We start from the raw sequence: 14,604 nt of genomic DNA on the forward strand, positions 1-14,604 counted from the left end.
CATGACCGACACCTCAGGACCCCGCCGCCCGCTGGTCATCGCCCATCGCGGCGCGAGTGCCCTGCGTCCCGAGCACACCCTGGCCTCGTACGAGACCGCCATCGCGCTGGGCGCGGACTACATCGAACCCGACCTGGTCGCCACGAAGGACCATGTCCTGGTCGCCCGGCACGAGAACGACATCACCGACACCACCGACGTCGCAGCCCGCCCCGAGTTCGCCGACCGGCACGCCACCAAGATCATCGACGGCCGTGCGCACACCGGCTGGTTCACCGAGGACTTCACGCTGGCCGAGCTCAGGACGCTGCGCGCGATCGAGCGCCTGCCCGACCTGCGCCCCGCCAACACCGCCTTCGACGGCCTGGCCCAGATCCCCACCTTCGAGGAGGTCGTACGGCTGGCGTGCGAGCACGGCGTCGGCGTCTACCCGGAGACCAAGCACCCCACCTATTTCACCGAGCTGGGCCTGCCGCTGGAGGAGCCGATGCTGGACACCCTCAGCCGGTACGGCCGGCGGCACGAGAGCGACCCGGTCTTCCTGCAGTCGTTCGAGGTGGGCAACCTGCGCGAGCTGCGCAAGCGCACCCGGCTGCCGATCATCCAGCTCATGTACCGGGGCGGCCGCCCCTACGACGGGGAACCCGGCTACGACGCGATGATGACCCCCGAAGGGCTGGCCGAGGTGGCCGGGTACGCCGACGGCATCGGCGTGGAGGCCGGGTGCGTGCTCCCGATCGGCCGGGACCAGCGCGTGGGCGAGCCGTCGGGCCTGGTCGAACGGGCACACGCGGCGGGCCTTCAGGTGCACATCTGGACGTTGCGCAACGAGAACGCCTTCCTGCCCGCCGACCATCGGCGCGGCGATCCCGGCCACCCGGCCTTCGCCCGCGCCCACGGCGACCCGGCCGGATGGCTGCGCCGCTTCGTGGACCTGGGAGTGGACGGGGTGTTCGCCGACGATCCCGGGCTGGCCCGCGCGGTGATCGGCTAGAGAGTCCCGGGGTGCGTTCCCTGTCACATCGCCCGGACGACGCGTAGGCGAAGGACAGCGAACACACCCCGGGAGAACCACCCCATGCGAAAGATCATCAGCGGCCTGTTCGTCTCGCTCGACGGCGTCGTCGAGGCGCCGGACCAGTGGCACTTCCCCTACCTGAACGACGAGATGATCGCCGCGGTCGGCGCCCTTCAGGCCGACGCCGACACGCTGCTGCTGGGCCGTACCACCTATGAGTCGTTTGCCGCGGTCTGGCCGCACCAGAGCGGCCCGATGGCCGACCGGCTCAACGCCGTCCGCAAGCTCGTGGTCTCCGGCACGCTGGAGCGCGCCGACTGGAACAACTCCAGCCTGATCGGCGGCGACGTGCTCGGCCGGATCGCCGAGCTGAAAGGCGAGCCCGGCGGGAACATCAGCCTGACCGGCAGCGTCACCCTCACCCGCGCCCTGCTCAAGGCCGGCCTGGTGGACGATCTGCACCTGCTGGTCCACCCGATCGCGCTGGGCACCGGCATGCGGCTGTTCGACGAGAGCACCGGGCGGGTGCCGCTCCGCCTCGTCGGCTCGGCCACCTTCAGCACCGGCGTCGTCAACCTCCACTACCAGCCCGCCTGAGATCCCGAAAAGCACAAAAGACCCAAAGGAGCATCATCATGACCGTCAACGACTACACCGCCAAGCTCGACCAGCCGCTGCGCGAGATCGCCGAGAAGCTCGGGGACCTGATCGGGGCCGCCATGCCCCAACCGGGCGCCCTCTACCACGGCCACCCGGTCTGGAGCCTCGGCCCCGCGCCGGGCAAGACGCCGGTGGCCTTTTTCAAAGCGTACTCGAAGTACGTGACCTTCGGCCTGTGGCGCGGGTAGGAGCTCGCCGACCCGTCCGGCCGGCTGGAGTCGGCCAACCGGCAGATGGCCGTGGTCAAGCTGCGCGGCGCCGACGAGATCGACGCCGAGCTGTTCACCGCCTGGCTGAAAGCCGCCATCGAGCTCGAGGGATAACGCGGGGGTTATAGCAGCCCTGAGAATAGGCGGGCCGCTCCGCCGGCCGTACCGTCGGGGCATGGTCTTACGGAGTATCGTCGCGAGCCTCGTGCTGGGCGCCGGGCTCGTCACCGCGCCCGCCGCCGCCTACCCCGTCCGGGGCGGGGACGCCTTCTCCGTGGGCGCGAGCGCCCGCTGCACGATCGGGGCGTCCGTGGCGGGCGGGTACGTCATCGCCGGTGACTGCGCCACCGTGGGCAGCACCGTGAAGGGCTTCAACGGGGTGACGCAGGGGACCGTCGCGGGGGCGAGCTTCCCGGGCCGCAGCATGGGCTGGGTCCGGGTCAACTCGTCCTGGACCCCGCGCGGCGTGGTCAGCACCGGGACGGGCGAGGTCCGGGTGACGGGCACCCAGCTTGCCCCGATCGGGGCGTCGGTGTGCCGGTCGGGCAGCGCGACCGGCTGGCGGTGCGGGACGCTGACCCGGCGCAACATCACGGTCACCTTCCCGCAGGGCTCTCTCCACGGGCTGATCGAGACCAACATCTGCGCCGAGCCGGGCGACAAGGGCGCTCCGCTGATGTACGGCGGGCATCTGCAGGGCATCCTGGTCGGCGCCTCGGGCAACTGCAGCACCGGCGGGCGCAGCTACTACCAGCCGATCATCCCGATCCTTCAAGCGTACGGGCTGACGCTGCTGTCCGGCTGACCTCGCGGGTCACGAGCACGTCCAGCTTGGCCGTGAGGGCGGCGAGTTCCTCGCGCACCGCGGCCAGCTCCGCCCGCGTCTGGGCCTCGGCGGGGGAGTCCTCGACCTCGTTCATGGCGTTCACCACGACCGCGATGAACAGGTTCAGCGCCACGAACGTGGACATGAGGATGTAGGCGATGAAGAAGATCCACGCCCAGGGCTTGTGCTGCATGACCTCCTGGGCGACGTTGCCCCAGTCGTCGCCGGTCATGATCTGGAAGAGCGTGAACAACGACCGGGGCAGCTCGTCGAAGCGCCCGGGCATGATCTCGCCGAACAGTTTCGTGGCGACGACCGCCGCGATGTAGATCAGCAGGACCAGCAGGCCCATGATCGAGGCCATGCCGGGCACCGCGGCCAGCAGCGCGTGGACCACGCGGCGCATGCTCGGCACCGCCGAGATGAGCCGCAGCGCCCGCAGGATGCGCAAGGCCCGCAGGATGGACGTCGGGCCGCTGGCCGGGATCAGCGAGACGAGCACGATGACCGCGTCGAACCAGTTCCACGGGTCCTTGAAGAACTCGCGCCCGTAGGCGTAGAGCCGCAGGGCGAGCTCCACCGTGAAGATGGCGAGGGCGACGTGGTCGATGGTGACCAGCAGCCCGCCGGCGCTCTTCATGAGCGTGGCGCTGGTCTCGGCGCCGATCGTGACCGCGTTGACGACGATGACCGTGATGATCGCCCGTTGGACGGCCCGTCGTTCGAGGAAGGCGCGCACCTGCGCTCGCCTTGACACCTGCATCGCTCCAGGAGATGGGGGAGTACTGACGAGAAGATCATCCCAGGGGCGTCCGCATATATCAGGAAATCAGCGGACCACCTCCGGCCGCACGCCCATGCCGACGAAGCGTCCCATCAGATGCCGCAGCGGCGGCAGCGCGCGGAAGGCCGTGAAGATCGCGGGCACGTGCGTCGTCGTGTCGTCCGACAGCCGCCGCGGATAGAGGTCGCGCAGGATCATGGTCTGGAACGCCTGCGTCACCCTGGCCGGGAACTCCCGCCGCGCCCACACCTTGGCCAGCTCCCGCTCGGCGGGCGGCCCGGTACGGCGCAGCGCGGGCCCCAGCAGGTTGGCCGTGGCCACCGCGTCCTGGATCGCCAGGTTGACCCCGACGCCCCCGGCCGGCGACATGGCGTGCGCGGCGTCGCCGATGCAGAGCAGCCCCGGCCGGTGCCAGCGCCGCAGCCGATCGACGCGGACGGCCAGATGCCGCAGGTCGGACCAGCCCAGCTCGCCGACCCGATCGCGCAGGCCGGGGACGAAGGCGCCCAGCCGGTCGTGGAGGACCGGCAGGCCGCGGGCCTTGAGCTCGTCATAGGCGCCGGCCGGGATCGTGTAGGCGAGCTGGAAGAAGTCCCCCCGGTCGATGGTGACCAGCGAGCCCAGCCCGCCCTGGAAGAACGGCACCCGCTCGCCCTCGTGGCGCGGCAGGCGGAACCACAGCACGTCCATGGGCGGCGAACCGGCCACGGGCAGCAGTCCGGCCTGCGCGCGCAGCCGGGAGTGGCGGCCGTCGGCGGCGATCACCAGGTCGGCCCGGATCTCGAGGTCGCCTGCCCGCGCACCCGCGACCCGGCCGTCCTCGATGACGAGCCCGGTGACCTCGGTGGAGCGCATCAGCCGGAAGCCGGGATAGGCGGCGGCCTTGCCGTACAGGAAGTCGAGCAGGTCCCACTGGGGCATGAAGGCGATGTACGGGCAGCGCACCCGGAGCCGGGTGAAGTCGGCGAAGGTGACGCGGCGGCCGCCCATGGTCACCGACACCTCGCGCATCTCGCTGTGCGGCAGCTTCAGGAAGTCGTCGAGCCAGCCCAGCCTGGCGATGACCTCCAGCGTCGAGGGGTGCACGGTGTCGCCGCGGAAGTCGCGCAGGAAGTCGGCGTGTTTCTCCAGGACGGTCACCTCGACGCCCTGGCGGGCCAGGAGCAGGCCGGTCATCATGCCGGCGGGACCGCCGCCGGCCACGAGCACGCGGGTTCGCACGGCCGTCACCTCTCGCCGGGGTAGAGCAGGCCGATCAGGGCCGGGACGTCGATCGGGGCGCGCATGGCGCGGTTGACCGCCACCGTGGCGAACAGCGTCCGCGCGGCGGTGCGGGTGTCGTGGGGACGCAGCTCGCCGGCGGCGACGGCGGACTCCAGGAAGGCGCCGATGAGGTGTTGTCCCTCGCCGGTCAGCTCGGCCAGCGCCGCGCGGGCGCGGGTGGCGCCGAAGAAGAGCGCGACCAGGTCGGCGTTGTCGGCCAGCAGGGTGTCGAAGTCCGTCAGCAGGTCGATCAGGACCTCGCGCGCGGGGCGGCCGGTGTGGCCCGCGGTGAGCAGCTCGCGCAGGCGGGGCAGGAAGCCGCGTTCCCTGAGCAGGGTCTCGACCAGGGCTTCCTTGCTGTCGAAGTAGCGGTAGAGCAGTCCGGGGGTGACGCCGGCGGCCGTGGCGAGGTCCTTGACCGAGGCGCCGTCCACACCCTTGGCCGCGAAGACGGTCAGCGCCGCGTCGAGGAGCTGTTCCCGCCGGCGCTCTGCCTGTTCCTTCCGAGTGGTCATGGGAATCCTTGTTGAGTAAACGTTTATTCAACGAAGATACAGGGTTCCGGATACCGGAACAACGCATTTCGCTTTCGGTAGCGGGGCGATAACTTCGCGTGCGTGTCAGGAGCAGGTGGCGATCCTTCCCGGAAAGGCGTGCCTATGTCCGTGGTCATCAGCAGCCCGTACCAGAACTCCGTGGCTGACTACTGGAACAGGGAGAAGAACCCGGTCAACCTCCGCCTCGGCGAGGTTTCGGGCACCTATCACCATCACTACGGCATCGGGGACGTCGACTGGTCGGTCCTGGAGGGGCCCGAGGAGGGCCGCGACGAGCGGATGATCGCCGAGATGCACCGGCTGGAGACGGCCCAGGCCGTGCTCCTGCTCGACCACCTCGGCCCGATCCAGCCCGGCGACCGGCTGCTGGACGCCGGCTCCGGGCGCGGCGGCAGCAGCTTCATGGCCCACGAGCGCTTCGGCTGCCACGTCGACGGCGTCTCGATCTCGCAGAAGCAGGTCGACTTCGCCAACGAGCACGCGCGCCTGCGCGGAGTGGACGACAGAGTCCGCTTCCACCTGTGCAACATGCTCAAGACCGGCTTCGAACCCGAGAGCTTCGCCGGCATCTGGAACAACGAGAGCACGATGTACGTCAACCTCGCCAAGTTGTTCGCCGCCCACGCCCAGCTCCTGCGGCCCGGCGGCCGGTACGTCACCATCACCGGCTGCTACAACGACGTCTACGGCCTGCCCTCCAAGGCGGTCAGCGAGATCAACGCCCACTACATCTGCGACATCCACCCGCGCAGCGCCTACTTCCGCGCCATGGCCGACAACGGCCTGGTGCCGATCAGCGTGGTGGACCTGACCGAGCTCACCATCCCCTACTGGGAACTGCGCGCGCAGTCCTCCGTGATCACCGGCATCGAGCAGGCGTTCCTGACGGCCTACCGCGACGGCAGCTTCCAATACCTGCTGATCGCCGCCGACCGCGTCTGACCCGAGCACCCTCGCCCAGCGAAAGGAACGTCATGCCCGACCCCTCCGCGTTCCTGTCCGGACCAACCGGGCTCGGCACCTCCGCCGTCCGCCTGTTCGCAGATCCGGCGGACGGCGGCCCCGTGCCAGACCCGTTCTGGTGCTCCGCCGGACCACGGGTCACGCGGCAGCCGCCGCTCACCTACGCCCTGCGGCCGTGGGCCGACGGGAGCATGCCGCCGCTGTACTGCCCGCTGACCGTCCGGGTGAACGACGCGCTCGCGACCCTGGTCAACGAGCGGCTGGTGGCGTGGGCCGAAGGGATCGGACTGCACGAGGGACGCATCGAGCAGTTCCGGCAGACCGGGTTCGGGCGGCTGATCACGCTGGCGCACCCCGACATCGACGACCCCGACCGGCTGCTGCTGGCCGCCCAGATGAACGCCGCCTGGTGGGCCTGCGACGACTATTACGCCGACGAGACCGAGCTGGGCGCCGACCCGGAACTCCTGGCCGGACGGCTGGCCCTGGCCGTGTCGGCCATGGACGCGCCGCCGCCCGCCGACGAGTTCACCGAGCAGCTCGACGAGCAGCTGGGCGCCGATCCGGTCCTGGTCTCGCTGACCTCCGCCCGCGATCACGTGGCGAGGCACGCCACGCCCTCCCAGATCGCCCGGGTCAACCTCACCTCGTGCCAGATGTGGGTGAGCTGGAACGCCTACGGCGCCTGGCGGCAGAGCGGGCAGCAGGTGGAGGCATGGCGATACCTGGCCACACGCCAGCACGACAGCTTCTACACCTCGATGACGCTCATCGACATCGCGGGCGGCTACGAGCTGCCCGCCAACCTCTTCTACCGGCCGCGGGTGCACCGCGCGGCCATGCGGGCCGGCACCGCGGCGGTGATCGTCAACGACCTGCACTCGGCCCTCAAGGAGGCCGCCGACGAGCGGCCCGACTGCAACCTCGTGCTGCTGATCGCCGAGGAACGCGGCTGCAGCCTGCGCGAGGCCGCCGAGCGCGCCGTCGCGCTGCACAACGACATCGTCGCGGCGTTCGAGGCCGACTGCCGCGAGCTGGCCAAGACGCCCTCGCTCGAGCTGCGGCAGTTCCTGTGGGCCCTCGGCGCCTGGCTGGGCGGCAGTTTCGAGTGGCACAGCACCACCAACAGGTACTCCACGACAGAGACGTAACTGTGCGGCGCCACCACGCGGGCACCGGTTAACACCGCCGGAAGTTGTGGCAACCCTCCATATCTGGATCATCGGGTTGTGGTGTGAGATCGGTGCCATGAAAAATGCTGGAGACCTGGCGAGGGTCAGCGTGTTCGCGGCGCTCATCGCCGTGCTCGGACTACCGGGGTCGCTGAACGTTTTCGGCAACGCCGTACCGATCACCTTGCAGACCTTCGGCGTGATGCTCGCCGGGGTGATCCTGGGCACGTGGCGGGCGGCACTGGCCGTCGTCGTGCTGCTCGTGCTGGTGGCGGTCGGGCTGCCGCTGCTGGCCGGAGGCCGGGGCGGGCTCGGCGTGTTCGCGATGCCGTCGGCCGGATACCTGCTCGGCTGGATCCCGGGCGCGGCGCTCACGGGGTGGATCGCGGAGCGGGGCGGGGCCAAGCCCGGCTTCGTCCGGCTGCTGATCGCCTGCGTGGTCGGCGGGATCGGGGTCATCTACCTGATCGGGGTGCCGGTGCAGGCGGCGATCACCGGGCTGCCCCTGTGGGCGGCGCTGGCGGGCAGCGCGATCTTCCTGCCCGGCGACCTGATCAAGGCGGTGCTCGCCGCCCTGGTCGCGCGGGGTGTGCAGCGTGCCTATCCCGACGCCGCGCCGGGGCGCCGGCGGGAGCACCACACGTGACGGTCGCCGACCTCGTCCTGGAGCACGCCGCACGTGCTCCGGAACGGCTCGCCCTGGTCGGGCCGGACGAGGAGGTCACCTACGGGGAACTCGCCCGCCGGGTGAAATCCCTGCCCGCCCGGTCCGTCATCACCGCGCGGGATCCGGTGCGCGCCCTGACGACGGCGCTCGCCGCCGACCTGGCCGGGATCGTCCCGCTGATCTGCGATCCGGCGGCGGCGCGCCTGGTCACGCCGGAATGGACGCTGTCCGGGCCGGGATGGGCGAGCTTCACCTCCGGCAGCACCGGCCGCCCGCGTGCCGTGCTGCGCTCGCGGGAGTCGTGGCGGGACTCCTTCCCGCACCTCAACGCGCTGGCCGGGGTGAGCGAGGACGACGTCGTGCTCGTGCCGGGCCCGCTGGTCTCCTCCTTGTACGGCTTCGCCGCCGCGCACGCGCTGGGCGTCGGCGCGACGGCCATCGTCCCGGGCCGGTGGTCGCTGGAGCACCTCGGCCGGGCCAGCGTCGTCCACCTGGTGCCGCACCAGCTGCCGCAGGTGCTGCCCAAGCCGCCGTCGCTGCGGGTGGCCGTCGTGGGCGGCGCGGCACTGGACCCCGCCGTGCGGGCCCAGGCCGAGGGGCTGCGCGTGGTGGCGTACTACGGGGCCACCGAGCTGTCCTTCGTCGCCGCCGACCCCGACGGGAATGGGCTGCGCGCCTTCCCCGAGACCGAGATCGAGGTGCGCGAGGGCGTCGTGTGGGTGCGTTCGCCCTGGGTGGCCAAGGGGTACCTGGGCCCGGCCGCCGGGCCGCTGCGCCGGGACGCCGCCGGGTGGGCCAGCGTCGGCGACCTGGCCGGGCCGTACACGCCGGGCGGGGTGCTGCGGGTGCGCGGCCGGGGCGACGGCGCGATCCAGACCGGCGGCGCCACCGTCGTGCCCGAGGACGTGGAGGCGGTGCTGCGCCGGGTGCCCGGCGTGCTGGACGCGGTCGTGGTCGGCTCGCCCCACCCCGAGCTGGGCGCGGTCGTGACCGCGGTGGTCGAGGGCGACGGTGTACGGCGGGCGGCGCTGGAGGCGGCGGCCCGCGACGGGCTCGACCCGGTGCAGCGCCCGCGCCGCTGGTACGCGGCAGGCAGCCTGCCGCGCAACGCCACGGGCAAGCCGGCCCGCGCGCTGGTCGCCGAGGGGCTGACCGGGTTCAGGCGGCTGGTCTGACATGGGCCGGCCGATGATCGTCGCGGCCCGCCGTACCCCGATCGGGACGGCCGGGCACGCCTTCAAGGACCGCACCGCCGAGGACCTGGCCGCGCCGGTGATCGCGGCCGTGGCCGGGGACGCCCGGGTGGACGACGTGGTGCTGGGCAACTGCATGGGACCGGGCGGGAACCTGGCGCGGGTGTCGGCGCTGGCCGCCGGGCTCGGTCACGAGGTGCCGGGGCTGACCGTGGACCGGCAGTGCGGCAGCGGGCTGGCCGCGATCCTGGTGGCCGGGCAGGCGGTGGCCGCGGGGGAGATGGACGTGGTGATCGCGGGCGGGGTGGAGAGCGCCTCGACGGCGCCGCTGCGCACGCATCCCGGGGCGGCCGGGCCGTACGCGAGAGCGCCCTTCACCCCGCGCGGCCGGCCCGACCCCGACATGGGCCCGGCCGCCGAGGCGCTGGCCGTCAAGTACGGCATCAGCAGGGAGCGCCAGGACGCCTACGCGATCGAGAGCCATGCCAAGGCGCTGGCGGCCGACTTCGGCCGGGAGATCGTCCCGATCGGCGGGCGGGAGCGTGACGAACGGCCCCGCGTGCTGCGCGCGGCGTCGCTGGCCAGGCTGCCCGCGGCGTTCGTGCCCGGCGGGACGGTGACGGCGGGCAACTCCTCGCCCATCAGCGACGGCGCGGCGGCGGTCATGCTCGTGCGCGAGCAGCCGGGCGTGCCGGGATTGCGGCTGGTCGCGGGCACCGTCGCGGGCTGCGACCCGGAGCTGCCGGGCTGGGGCCCGGTCCCGGCCGTGGAGCGGGTGCTGACGCGGGCCGGAGTCGGGATCGAGCAGGTCGCCGCCGTGGAGATCGTGGAGGCGTTCGCCGCCCAGGTGCTCGCGGTGACCGACGCGCTCGGCCTGGACCCGCTGGGCGCCGACCGAAACCGCGTCTGCGCCGGCGGCGGCGCGCTGGCACTCGGGCACCCATGGGGAGCCAGCGGGGCCGTCGTCGTCACCCGGTTGTTCACCCGTTTGACCGGGCACGGCGTCGCACGTGGCACCCTGGGTCTGGCCGCGGCCGCGGTCGGGGGCGGCCTGGGAGTCGCCGCGTTGTTCGAGGTGGTGTGAGTGATCGAGCTGAAAGACGTGCGCGTACGGCTGGCCGAGCGCGACGTCCTGGACGGGCTGACGCTCACCCTGCCCGAGCGGCGCATCGGCGTGGTGGGCGCCAACGGCTCGGGCAAGAGCACCTTCGCCCGCCTGCTCAACGGCCTGGCCCTGCCTGCCTCGGGCAGCGTGCGCGTCCTGGGGATGGACACCCGGCGGGAGGCGGCCACGATCAGGCGGCGGGTGGGGTTCGTGTTCACCGACCCCGACGCGCAGATCGTCATGCCGACCGTCGCCGAGGACGTGGCCTTCTCCCTGCGGCGCAGGGGCCTGTCCAAGGCCGAGGTGAACGAGCTGGTCACCGACGTGCTCTCCCGGTACGGCCTGGCCGGGCACGCCGACCACCCGGCCCATCAGCTGTCCGGCGGGCAGAAGCAGCTGCTGGCCCTGTGCTCGGTGCTCGTGCTCGAACCCGACATCCTGGTCATGGACGAGCCCACGACCCTGCTCGACCTGCGCAACTCCCGCCAGGTGGCGCAGGTCATCGCCGAACTGCCGCAGCAGGTGGTGGTCGTCAGCCACGACCTGGAGCTGCTGACCGGCTTCGACCGGGTGCTCGTCCTGGACCAGGGCAAGCTCGTGGCCGACGGCCCGCCCGCGAGCGCGCTCGCCCGCTATCGCGAGCTGATGGCGTGACCGGGCTCAAGCTGCTCGGGCTGGCCGCGGGCTGCACGGTGCTGGTCCTGCTCCGGTCGCCGTGGGCGCTGGCGGGGGCGGCGCTCGTCGTGATCGGGCTGTACGGCGTGGCCCGCGTCCGTCCCGCGGCGGCCTGGGCGCAGGTGCGGCCGGTGCGCTGGTTCGCCGCCGTGCTCTTCGCCACCCAGCTCCTGCTCGCCGGCCTGCCGGAGGCGGTCTCGACCACGACGCGGGTGGTGCTGATGGTGGCCCTGGCCGGGCTGGTCACGCTGACCACGCCCGCCTCCGTGATGATGGCCACGCTGGAACGCGGGCTGACGCCGCTGCGGCTGTTCAAGATCGACCCGTTCCGCGTCTCGCTCATGCTCACCCTGACCCTGCGCAGCGTGCCGCTGCTGGCCGACCTGGCGCGGCGGGTCAGGGAGGCGCAGCTGGCGCGCGGGGTGAGCTGGAGCCTTCGGGCCTTCGCCGTACCTCTGGTGGTGGGGGCGTTGCGGCACGCGGACGCGCTCGGCGAGGCACTCAGCGCCCGCGGCCTCGACGACTGACGCGCGGTGCTCAGCGCCCGCGGCCCTCCTTGAGCCGGGTGAACCGCTCGAAGACCCGCTCGCGGTCCTCGGGGGCGATGCCGTTGCCGTCGTCGGTGACGGTCAGCACCACCTCCTCGCCCTCCACCGCGACCCGCAACCTCGACGTGGGAGCGGGCGTGGCGCTCGGCGTTGTCCAGCAGGTTCGTCAGCAGCCGGTCGAGCTGGATGGGCGAGCCCTCCACGTACGCCTCCGACGCCAGGTCGGCGGTGACGGCCGGGCGGCGCGCGGCCTGCCGCCGCGCCAGCTCCGCGACGTCCACGGGCCCTTCGTCCGGTACGGCTCCCGCGTCCAGCCTGGCCATCAGCAGGAGTTCGTCGATGATCCCCGCCAGCCGGTCGGCCGCCTCGAGGGAGCGGGCGCTCACCTCGGGCCAGTCGGTGTCCTCCGGGTAGGTGACGGCCAGGTCGAGCTGGGTGCGCAGGGCGGTGATGGGGCTGCGCAGCTCGTGGGAGGCGTCGCTGACGAAGTTGCGCTGGGTCTCGGTGGAGCGTTCCAATCGGGCCAGGGTGTCGTTGGTGGTGGCGGCCAGGGCGGCGATCTCGTCGCCGGTGCCGGGCTGGTGGACGCGCCGCCCGAGGTCCCCGGCGGTGATGGCGGCCAGCTGGGTGCGGATGCGCTCCACCGGGCGCAGCGCCTGGCCGACGGCGGTCCAGGCGGCGACGGCCACCATGACGAGCAGGGTCGGAACGGAGACGGCGAGCGTGAGGTAGAACAGGCCGACGGCCTGCCGGGTGCCGGCCACGTCCTCGGCGGCGTAGACGGTGACCTGGCCTCGGGGCGAGGTGGTGGACATGGCGGCGATGTAGTAGTCGCCGGCCTGGCCGGGGAGCGACGGCGGGCCGTACGCGGAGTAGATGCGCTCGGCCTGCGGGGTGGGCAGGGTGCTGAAGCGGCCGGGACCGGTGGCCTGCGGCGAGCTGGAGAGCACCCGGCCGTCGGCGGCGACGACCTGGAGGAGGTCGATGCCGGGCGGGGTGGACAGCTCGGCGGGCAGGGGGAGATCGTTGCCGAAACCGGCTCGCAGCAAAGCGTCGCCCTGGTAAAGGACCGCTATGGGCAGGTGGGTTCGGCCGGCTGGGCGGGCAGGCCGATGGCGTTCCAGGACTGTCTGACCACGTCGAACTCGGCGCAGCTCGGGGCATGCAACGTCTTGGCCGCGGTGAGGGTGGCGATGCGGGCCTTCTTGTGGTTCCAGGGGTTGCTCTTGAGTGTCAGCGAGGCCATGAAGATCTGCAGGGCCTTGCGCACCCCGATCCCGGTGATCGGCGGGCCGCCGTCGCAGCGCTGGGGGCTGGCCCTGGTGCCGTCGGCCAGCAGGACGAACCAGCGGCTGTGCGGGGCGGAGGTGGCGTGTACCTCGCCGATGGGGCCGTGGCAGGCGGGGAAGCCGACCGCGGCGGGGTTGGCCAGGTTGCGCAGCGGCCCGGTGCCCAGTCCCGGGAGCTCGCCGATCAGCCAGTCGGGCGGGTTGTTCGGGTTGTTCGCGTAGTGTTCGACGCCGGCGCCGAGGATGTCGGCGGCCGACTCGTTCAGCGCGCCCATCTCGTTGCCGGACCCGGCGCCGCCGGGGGTGTACTGGTAGACGGCGTGGCCGTACTCGTGGCCGACGAGGTCCAGGGTGGTGGTCCGGGGCCTGAGCGCGGCGATGCCGAAGCCGGCCCTCGCGCCGTTCCAGTAGTTGTTGACGGTGCTGGCGTCGACGACGGCGGGGAAGGCCCGGCCGTTGCCGTCGAAGCCGTTGCGGCCCGCCCAGTCGCGCAGCATGTTCCACAACTGCTGTGCGCCGTACATCACGTCGACGCAGGCCCTGACGGCAGGCGAGCCGTCGACCGGCTCCGTGACGACGAAGGGGACGCCGCTGGTGCCGCCGCAGCGGAGTCCCGGCCGGGTGGAGTCCACCATCCGGCCGGGGTCGAGGTCAATCGTGACCCTTCCGTTGTGAAGCCCGAAGCCGACGGTGGGTTGCAGAGTTCCGCCGGCCAGAGTAACGACTGCGGCGAGGGCGACGGAGCTCAACCGGGGCATCAGTTTCACCCCTTCAGGGCACACCACTCGATCGGTCGGGAAAAGCCCACGTGTCGCCATAACGGCGCCTTATACCTCGCGCAGGACCTCGCGCAGGCGGGGTTCGAACGTCCCCGGGTCCTCGGCGAAGCCGATGTGGCCGCCGGGGAACATCGTGGGCTGGGTGCCGAGCGAGGCGGCAAGTGCCCTGGAGGTCCGGTCGCAGAGCTCGCCGGCCGATTCCTCGCCGAGGCCGATGAGGATCTTCGCCGGGTTGTCGCGCAGGTTGGGCAGATCGGGCACCCACTGGACGGTGCCGCGCAGCATCTGGAGGTAGGAGTAGCGGTCGTCGGCGGCCGCCTGCGTGCCCGGCTCGGGGACGAAGTGGTCCAGCATGCCTTCGGGCAGGTGGATGTTGGCGTTCTCCATGAACATCGCCCAGGCGCCCTTGATGTCGCCGGCGGCGTAGGCGGCGATCATGTCCTCGACCCTGGCCGTCAGCTTCTCGCGGTCGTCGAGCTGGTGGTAGTGCGGGGGCTCGTGGGCGATGACCGCGCGCAGGAGGTCGGGGCGGGACTGCGCGAGGGCGAGCACGGTGACAGCGCCGCCGCTGGAGCCGAACGCGACGGCGGGGCCGGCGTCGAGGTGGTCCAGGAGCCGGGCCAGGTCGGCGGCGCGCAGGGCGGGCGTGGACTCCTGCTCGGGGTCGGTCAGCACGCTGCGGCCGATGCCGCGCGGGTCGGCGGTCACCACGGTGTGGTCGGTGGCGAGCAGGTCGGCGAGGGGGGCGAAGGCGCCGGCGTCCATGGGAGCGCCGAACAACAGGACCAGGGGGCCGGTGCCGCGGACCTCGTAGTACAGCCGGCCATCAGAAATGTCGAGATACATGGTGTTTCCTCTCTCCGCATTCGGAACTAGACCGTACAGTACTGCCGTGA

General features: G+C 72.1%; 16 protein-coding genes and 1 pseudogene. 11 read left to right on the forward strand and 6 right to left on the reverse strand.

The features are described from left to right. Position 1: 1 nt before the first annotated feature. The 4 genes from FVE25_RS26145 (at position 2) to FVE25_RS26160 (ending at position 2,692) form a co-directional block, all read left to right on the forward strand. Positions 2 to 994: a glycerophosphodiester phosphodiesterase gene (locus tag FVE25_RS26145; RefSeq protein WP_157249724.1), complete on the forward strand. Its 993-nt coding sequence runs from the start codon at positions 2 to 4 to the stop codon at positions 992 to 994. Between the two features lie 84 nt (positions 995 to 1,078). Beyond that, a complete protein-coding gene (locus FVE25_RS26150) occupies positions 1,079 to 1,615 on the forward strand; it encodes a dihydrofolate reductase family protein (protein WP_157249725.1) in 537 nt (178 codons plus the stop codon). Positions 1,616 to 1,653: 38 nt separating this feature from the next. Next, complete coding sequence (locus tag FVE25_RS54430) at positions 1,654 to 1,866, forward strand: hypothetical protein (RefSeq protein WP_219825644.1); 213 nt, start codon at positions 1,654 to 1,656, stop codon at positions 1,864 to 1,866. A 196-nt stretch (positions 1,867 to 2,062) separates the two neighbouring features. Next, the gene (locus tag FVE25_RS26160; RefSeq protein ID WP_157249726.1) at positions 2,063 to 2,692 is read left to right on the forward strand and encodes a S1 family peptidase; all 630 of its coding nucleotides are present in this window, start codon (positions 2,063 to 2,065) and stop codon (positions 2,690 to 2,692) included. On the opposite strand, the gene FVE25_RS26165 is transcribed toward FVE25_RS26160, so the two are convergent. From FVE25_RS26165 to FVE25_RS26175, 3 genes are all read right to left on the reverse strand, one after another. Next, a complete protein-coding gene (locus FVE25_RS26165; protein WP_246267466.1) occupies positions 2,646 to 3,470 on the reverse strand; it encodes an ion transporter in 825 nt (274 codons plus the stop codon). The genes FVE25_RS26160 and FVE25_RS26165 overlap by 47 nt on opposite strands. 72 nt (positions 3,471 to 3,542) lie before the next feature. Next, positions 3,543 to 4,718, reverse strand: coding sequence for an FAD-dependent oxidoreductase (locus FVE25_RS26170; RefSeq protein WP_246267468.1), 1,176 nt, complete (start codon positions 4,716 to 4,718; stop codon positions 3,543 to 3,545). A 5-nt stretch (positions 4,719 to 4,723) separates the two neighbouring features. Next, positions 4,724 to 5,275 (reverse strand): TetR/AcrR family transcriptional regulator, encoded by a 552-nt coding sequence (locus tag FVE25_RS26175; RefSeq protein WP_157249729.1) that lies wholly within the window; start codon positions 5,273 to 5,275, stop codon positions 4,724 to 4,726. A gap of 144 nt (positions 5,276 to 5,419) precedes the next feature. On the opposite strand from FVE25_RS26175, the gene FVE25_RS26180 reads away from it, so the two are divergent. The 7 genes from FVE25_RS26180 to FVE25_RS26210 all read left to right on the forward strand — a co-directional run bounded on the left by FVE25_RS26180 (position 5,420) and on the right by FVE25_RS26210 (position 11,619). Beyond that, complete coding sequence (locus FVE25_RS26180; RefSeq protein ID WP_157249730.1) at positions 5,420 to 6,259, forward strand: geranyl diphosphate 2-C-methyltransferase; 840 nt, start codon at positions 5,420 to 5,422, stop codon at positions 6,257 to 6,259. A 32-nt stretch (positions 6,260 to 6,291) separates the two neighbouring features. Next, positions 6,292 to 7,431, forward strand: a complete 1,140-nt coding sequence (locus tag FVE25_RS26185) for a family 2 encapsulin nanocompartment cargo protein terpene cyclase (RefSeq protein ID WP_157249731.1) — start codon at positions 6,292 to 6,294, stop codon at positions 7,429 to 7,431. 97 nt (positions 7,432 to 7,528) lie between these two features. After that, positions 7,529 to 8,098, forward strand: a complete 570-nt coding sequence (locus FVE25_RS26190) for a biotin transporter BioY (RefSeq protein WP_157249732.1) — start codon at positions 7,529 to 7,531, stop codon at positions 8,096 to 8,098. Further along, on the forward strand, positions 8,095 to 9,294 hold the full coding sequence (locus FVE25_RS26195; RefSeq protein WP_157249733.1) for a class I adenylate-forming enzyme family protein: 1,200 nt from the start codon (positions 8,095 to 8,097) through the stop codon (positions 9,292 to 9,294). Before FVE25_RS26190 ends, FVE25_RS26195 begins: the two co-directional genes overlap by 4 nt. Before the next feature lie 13 nt (positions 9,295 to 9,307). Further along, positions 9,308 to 10,396, forward strand: coding sequence for a thiolase family protein (locus FVE25_RS26200; protein ID WP_157249734.1), 1,089 nt, complete (start codon positions 9,308 to 9,310; stop codon positions 10,394 to 10,396). Next, entirely contained in the window at positions 10,397 to 11,071 is a 675-nt protein-coding gene (locus tag FVE25_RS26205; RefSeq protein WP_157249735.1) for an energy-coupling factor ABC transporter ATP-binding protein, read from the forward strand. A 38-nt stretch (positions 11,072 to 11,109) separates the two neighbouring features. Continuing rightward, positions 11,110 to 11,619, forward strand: coding sequence for an energy-coupling factor transporter transmembrane component T family protein (locus FVE25_RS26210; protein WP_246267572.1), 510 nt, complete (start codon positions 11,110 to 11,112; stop codon positions 11,617 to 11,619). Positions 11,620 to 11,954: 335 nt separating this feature from the next. Here FVE25_RS26210 and FVE25_RS26225 read toward each other — a convergent pair. From FVE25_RS26225 to FVE25_RS26235, 3 genes and pseudogenes are all read right to left on the reverse strand, one after another. Beyond that, positions 11,955 to 12,455, reverse strand: a pseudogene (locus FVE25_RS26225) (histidine kinase dimerization/phospho-acceptor domain-containing protein); the annotation flags it as partial. A 257-nt stretch (positions 12,456 to 12,712) separates the two neighbouring features. Next, complete coding sequence (locus FVE25_RS26230; protein WP_181019717.1) at positions 12,713 to 13,687, reverse strand: M4 family metallopeptidase; 975 nt, start codon at positions 13,685 to 13,687, stop codon at positions 12,713 to 12,715. A 69-nt stretch (positions 13,688 to 13,756) separates the two neighbouring features. Next, positions 13,757 to 14,554, reverse strand: coding sequence for an alpha/beta fold hydrolase (locus FVE25_RS26235; protein WP_157249740.1), 798 nt, complete (start codon positions 14,552 to 14,554; stop codon positions 13,757 to 13,759). Positions 14,555 to 14,604 lie beyond the last annotated feature (50 nt).

Origin of the sequence: Nonomuraea typhae, from assembly GCF_009760925.1 — a bacterium.
GTDB classification, from domain to species: domain Bacteria; phylum Actinomycetota; class Actinomycetes; order Streptosporangiales; family Streptosporangiaceae; genus Nonomuraea; species Nonomuraea typhae.

Excerpts from the sequence above, each read along its gene's own strand:
- FVE25_RS26200 (WP_157249734.1), top strand. The coding sequence starts at position 9,308 with ATGATCGTCGCGGCCCGCCGTACCCCGATCGGGACGGCCGGGCACGCC.
- FVE25_RS54430 (WP_219825644.1), top strand. The coding sequence starts at position 1,654 with ATGACCGTCAACGACTACACCGCCAAGCTCGACCAGCCGCTGCGCGAG.
- FVE25_RS26235 (WP_157249740.1), bottom strand. The coding sequence starts at position 14,554 with ATGTATCTCGACATTTCTGATGGCCGGCTGTACTACGAGGTCCGCGGC.
- FVE25_RS26185 (WP_157249731.1), top strand. The coding sequence starts at position 6,292 with ATGCCCGACCCCTCCGCGTTCCTGTCCGGACCAACCGGGCTCGGCACC.
- FVE25_RS26190 (WP_157249732.1), top strand. The coding sequence starts at position 7,529 with ATGAAAAATGCTGGAGACCTGGCGAGGGTCAGCGTGTTCGCGGCGCTC.
- FVE25_RS26180 (WP_157249730.1), top strand. The coding sequence starts at position 5,420 with ATGTCCGTGGTCATCAGCAGCCCGTACCAGAACTCCGTGGCTGACTAC.
- FVE25_RS26145 (WP_157249724.1), top strand. The coding sequence starts at position 2 with ATGACCGACACCTCAGGACCCCGCCGCCCGCTGGTCATCGCCCATCGC.
- FVE25_RS26150 (WP_157249725.1), top strand. The coding sequence starts at position 1,079 with ATGCGAAAGATCATCAGCGGCCTGTTCGTCTCGCTCGACGGCGTCGTC.
- FVE25_RS26160 (WP_157249726.1), top strand. The coding sequence starts at position 2,063 with ATGGTCTTACGGAGTATCGTCGCGAGCCTCGTGCTGGGCGCCGGGCTC.
- FVE25_RS26175 (WP_157249729.1), bottom strand. The coding sequence starts at position 5,275 with ATGACCACTCGGAAGGAACAGGCAGAGCGCCGGCGGGAACAGCTCCTC.
- FVE25_RS26230 (WP_181019717.1), bottom strand. The coding sequence starts at position 13,687 with ATGCCCCGGTTGAGCTCCGTCGCCCTCGCCGCAGTCGTTACTCTGGCC.